Raw genomic sequence first — 5,070 nt, 5'->3', positions numbered from 1 at the left:
GCTTTCTCATTGATGAGGAGGAAGGGCACGTTGCGATGGACTTTGCATGGAAGGGTAATCGGATGAGTGCCCGGCTGGTAAGCACTTCGGAACCGCCATTTGTAAAATTAAAAGGCTTCTGGGCGGCGGAGCAGATAGAATAAGTGTAACAAAAGATTCAGATGGAGAGTAAAAATTCGGATGAAGATATTTCAGAAATACAGAGGAAAGATCATTCTGAGGAGAATATTTGCGGTGAGCTTCGGACTGGCTGCAGTCTGCATTCTGCTGTCGTGTATTCTCGGCTTTGGGTGGTTCCGTGTGTCACAGATCCAGCAACAGGAGAGCGATTACGAGAACCGGATGGATACCTATGTACTGGTATTGCAGAATTACGGCAAATCCATGGAGAATGTGGTAACAGTGCTCGAAAATGACGTCTATATCTGCAAGCTGATCAACCGGAATACATTTGCATGGGACAGCACCACGGGGATCGCAGCGCAGGAGGTCACGAATCTTGTTTCTGTGAATCCGATGATCCACTCCGCCTATGTCTGGCTCGAGGACGATTATCTGATCAAAAGCACAAATCCCTCCTATCCCATCGACCAGAACGGGGATGCGCGGATGCTGGATATTTTCCGGATGAGCACGTTTCACGAGAGTGCGGTCATTCCATATCTGGATATCTACGGAAAGAGCCAGAGCCTCCTCTGCCTGACCAGCGGATCGATGGATCCCACCACTGGGGGCAAACGCAGCGGCATCCAAGTCAACATGGATCTCGACAAGATCATGACCTTAACTCTGCCGAAGACGGAGGAGGAACAGTTCCTGCTGATTGACAGGGACGGGAATATCGTTTATGAGCAGGGAACGAGGGAGATATATCGGGTCGGGGAACGTCTGGAGGATATTCTGTGGAAAAACAGAAATCTGACCGAGGCTTCCGCCGAAATTGTGCGCACGGCGCAGGGGAGATTCCTGTCCGTAGCTGCGGAGATTGATGACGAATTTACGCTGGTATGGCTGATTTCCTACCGACAGCTCACCGGATCGATGACCCGGGTTGGCTTCCTCTTTTTGGGAATTGGTCTGCTTGTGGCGATCATCGTACTGCTTCTCGCACTGCTGATGTCGAACCGTGTATACAATCCGATCGGCGAGATGGTGCGGACTGCCAGCGAGGAGGGACTGCCCTCCGAGGCAATGGCGAGACAGCTGGAGAATACGGAGCTGTACAGCATCGCCCAGACCTATCAGACGATGGTGCAGAGACTGAACCATATCAACCTGCGCAAAGAGCAGGAGGATCTTGCCGCGTATCTAATCAGCAGAGAGAAAACCGCAAAATTGCCGGAGTGGGTGGAAGAGACTTACGCCAAGCCGGGTGTCCGGATTCGTGTCGTGGTCATGCGCCTCAGTGATATCCAGGATCTCCACAGTAATAACACGGAAGAAGCGATCGCTTTTGAGATGGAGACGATCAAGACGATCGTCGAGCAGACGCTCCGTGAGTTGGGCAACGTCCTCGTTTTGCCGGTAGACCATGAGTTTATCGCGGCGATTCTGTTCAGTGAGGAGAGCGTAACGGAGGAACGTGTGACGGTGGCGTCGCAGCATATCCTTGAAGTCACCGGAGAGCTGATCCATATCGGCATGGATGTAGGGATCAGCGAAGAAAAGGGCGAAACAGAGGGCTTTACGGAGCTAAATCTCATGTATCAGATGGCGCGGGCAGCGACAGCATACCGTTTTATCTATGGTATGGGTGCGGTGGTTACGGAAGGAGAGATGGCGCAGAGGGCGTTAAATGGAGAACAGGCACCGTCATCAGAAGAATTGATCCAGAGACTCCGGCAGAGTGACCGGACAGGCTTTTCGGCGGAGTACCGCAAGATTGTCGGGGAGCTCAAAAAGCTGTCGATCCAGAAAGCTCAGGATGCACTGATGGAGATCGCTGGGCAGATGCAGACCTACCGGAATTCGTTGCAATACCGTTTTGAACCGTTGACGAAGAAGGATTACGAGGTGCTGGCGGGACAACTGGCATCCTATGAATATATGGACGATGTGGAGGAATGGTTTTTCCGGATGGCAGAAGAAATCTGGCTGATCCTCGAGCGGAATCGGCAGACGGGCAGAGAGGACGTTGTGGAGAAGGCGATAGCGTATTTGCAGAGCAATTATGGCGATCCGAACATCAGTGCCCAGTATCTTGCGGACAAATATCATATTACACCGTCGTATTTCAGCCGCCTCTTCCATGAAAAATGCGGCTGCACCTTTCCTGACTATCTGGCGGCGCTCCGCATCGAGCGGGCGAGAGAACTACTCCTCGAGCGGGAGAACCTCAGCATACAGGAGATCTGTGAGCTTGTCGGCTACAGCAATGCATCCTATTTTACGACCAGCTTTAAGAAAAAATACGGCATGACACCGGGGCAGTTCCGCCGGAGCCAGCATTAAACCTTAGCGAATGATACTATTGAGTGGATGAGAGGAAAAAGACATGATGAAATTATATGATATCACGGAGACCCCATTGAAAATCTATGGTCTTGCTGTGGCAGACAGTGAGAAAAGACAGTTTTTCAAGCTGTCCGAAGAGGCACTGGAGCGCTTCCCACAGTATGGCTACCTCGGAAGAAGAGCTGCCGGCGGCAGAGTCCGCTTTCAGACGGATGCAAAGAAATTATATGTAAAAATGACGCTCGCGGGCACGAAAGAGGATATCAATATTCCGCTGTCCGGCTCGGCGGGCGCAGATATTTATCTCGGAAAGGGTACAGAAGCGACATATCTCGGTTACATTGCGCCAAAGATCCATACCGAGGGCGAGATTACAGTGGAGAAGACTTTTGACCTCACGGGAGAGGAGGTACTCGTAACGATCAATCTGCCGAGAAACGATCATCTCCTCGGGATGCAGATCGGCATCGAGGAGAGAGCGAAGCTATGGGAAACACCCGCGTATACCGTGGAGAAGCCGATCGTATTTTACGGTTCCTCGATTACAGAGGGTGGATGCGCACCCCGACCCGGCAATGCTTACACCAGTATCGTCAGCAGATGGCTGGATGCGGACTACCGTAACATGGGTTTTTCCGGCAGCGCACGGGGCGAAGAGGATTTCGCGGAATATCTTGCGGGATTTCCCGAGATGAGTCTCTTTGTCATGGATTATGACCACAATTCGCCGAGTCCGGAGCATCTGGCGGAGACCCATGCACCGTTTTTTGAAATCATCCGGAAAGCGCATCCTGACGTTCCGGTGCTCTTCCTCAGCCGTCCCGATACCGATGCGGAGCCAGAGGACAGCATCCGCCGTAGAGATGTCGTTTGCGCTACCTACGAGGCGGCGAAACGCAGAGGCGATGAGAAGGTTTGGTTTGTCGACGGACATGAACTCTTCGGCAAGATAGGACGGTCTGAATGCACCGTCGACGGCTGCCACCCGAATACTCTGGGTTTCCTGCGCATGGCGGAGCGGATTTACCCGGTTATGCAGGAAATGCTGAAAAATGTCTGATCTATTTTAGAAAAATATATTTATAGTAAATCTCTGGTCTTACATACAAGATACAGCGGAAGATTGGTGATGTCGCCATCCTTCCGGTAGCCGCGTTTGGAAAAACGTAAGGCTGCAGCAGGGTGATTTTCTGCAACATATCTTTTGAAAGAGGGAGCGGATTTATCTTCCCCGGCTTTCACTTCCACCGGAATGATATCGGTTCCGTTTTGAAGCACAAAGTCAATCTCGCTGTTTTTATCAGAGTAGTACCGGGGAGCGATTTCAAATTGTCCCTGCAACTGCTGTAAAATATAATTTTCCGTTAATGCTCCTTTGAACGGGTAGCTTGATTTTAACAGAATGGCACTGTTGTCGATACCGGCCATATGCTTAAGCAGCCCGGTATCAAAGACAAATAGTTTAAACTGATCCAGCTTGTCGAAGGCTGAAAGTGGATGCTCCATTTTGGAGACATTATATACGCGATTGAGCATTCCTGCCGAGACCAGCCATTCGATAGCTTCTTCAAAATCTCTTGCCCTTCCTCCTTCGCGGACAGCACCATACATAAATTTCTCGTTTGGCTTTGCAAGCTGAGCAACGATACTGCGGAATACTAGAAGAATACGACCACTGTTGATCTTCCCGTTATGCTTTGAAAAGTCATTTTCATATATTTCGATTAACTCCCGTTGTATCTGGGAGATTCTTGCCGGATCCTTGTATTTGATCCAGGAGGATACGCACTCCGGCATTCCTCCGATGATAAAATAATAATTGCATGCTTCAGATAGACGAGAGTGAAAAATCTCTTCGATCGTTTGCTCTTTTTGAATGCTGTCATAATAGGTATATAAGGCAGGATCCGTAGCTTCGAGAAATTCGTCAAAAGTCAGTGGGAAAATATCGAGTAGATTTACCATGCCTACCGGATAAGATTTTGGCTGGGCTAAAATGGTTCCCAACAGACTTCCGGCGGAAACCACATGGTATTCGTTCGCTTTTTCTTTAAAGTATTTCAGAGTGTTTAAGGCCTCGGGACATTCCTGGATCTCATCAAAAAGGATCAGAGTCTCACCGGGTTGGATTTTTTCACCGCTTATCATGGACAACAATTCGATAATGCGGTGGGGGTTTTTGTTCGCCTGAAAAATGGATTTTAATTCATCCTCTTCATCGAAGTTGAAATAGACATAATTAGCATAGCAGGTCTGTCCGAATTCCTTCATCAGCCAGGTTTTACCCACCTGTCTGGCACCTCGCAAAATCAGAGGCTTTCGTTCCGGGTCGTTTTTCCAGTTTATCAGGGATTGCATTGCATTTCGCTTCATAAATACACCGTCCTTTTCGGGAATAATAATAGCATAACACATTTTTCTGAAAAATAAACAACTGTTTTGCACATTTTTCTGAAAAAATCAAATACCAATAATCACATTTTTCTAAAATACAAAAGCCGATAGTCTGTTTTGACAGATTACCGGCTTTTTATGTGCGGAGACGGTGGGATTTGAACCCACGTGCCCCGGAGGGCTAACGCATTTCGAGTGCGCCCCGTTATGACCACTTCGATA

Annotated in this window: 3 protein-coding genes; 2 read left to right on the top strand and 1 reads right to left on the bottom strand. The window is 49.1% G+C overall.

All coding sequences use genetic code 11. The annotated features are described in order from the left end of the window. The first annotated feature begins 234 nt into the window (after positions 1-234). Positions 235-2,451, top strand: a complete 2,217-nt coding sequence (locus PUQ60_RS11245; protein WP_273483017.1) for a helix-turn-helix domain-containing protein — start codon at positions 235-237, stop codon at positions 2,449-2,451. 43 nt (positions 2,452-2,494) lie between these two features. After that, positions 2,495-3,514 (top strand): SGNH/GDSL hydrolase family protein, encoded by a 1,020-nt coding sequence (locus PUQ60_RS11240; protein ID WP_273483016.1) that lies wholly within the window; start codon positions 2,495-2,497, stop codon positions 3,512-3,514. A 20-nt stretch (positions 3,515-3,534) separates the two neighbouring features. On the opposite strand, the gene PUQ60_RS11235 is transcribed toward PUQ60_RS11240, so the two are convergent. Next, a complete protein-coding gene (locus PUQ60_RS11235) occupies positions 3,535-4,827 on the bottom strand; it encodes an AAA family ATPase (RefSeq protein WP_273483015.1) in 1,293 nt (430 codons plus the stop codon). Between the last annotated feature and the right edge of the window lie 243 nt (positions 4,828-5,070).

It is taken from the genome of Clostridium sp. AF02-29, from assembly GCF_934835585.1.
GTDB classification, from domain to species: Bacteria; Bacillota; Clostridia; order Lachnospirales; family Lachnospiraceae; genus Otoolea; species Otoolea fessa.
This window is presented reverse-complemented; position numbering and strand designations above follow the sequence as displayed.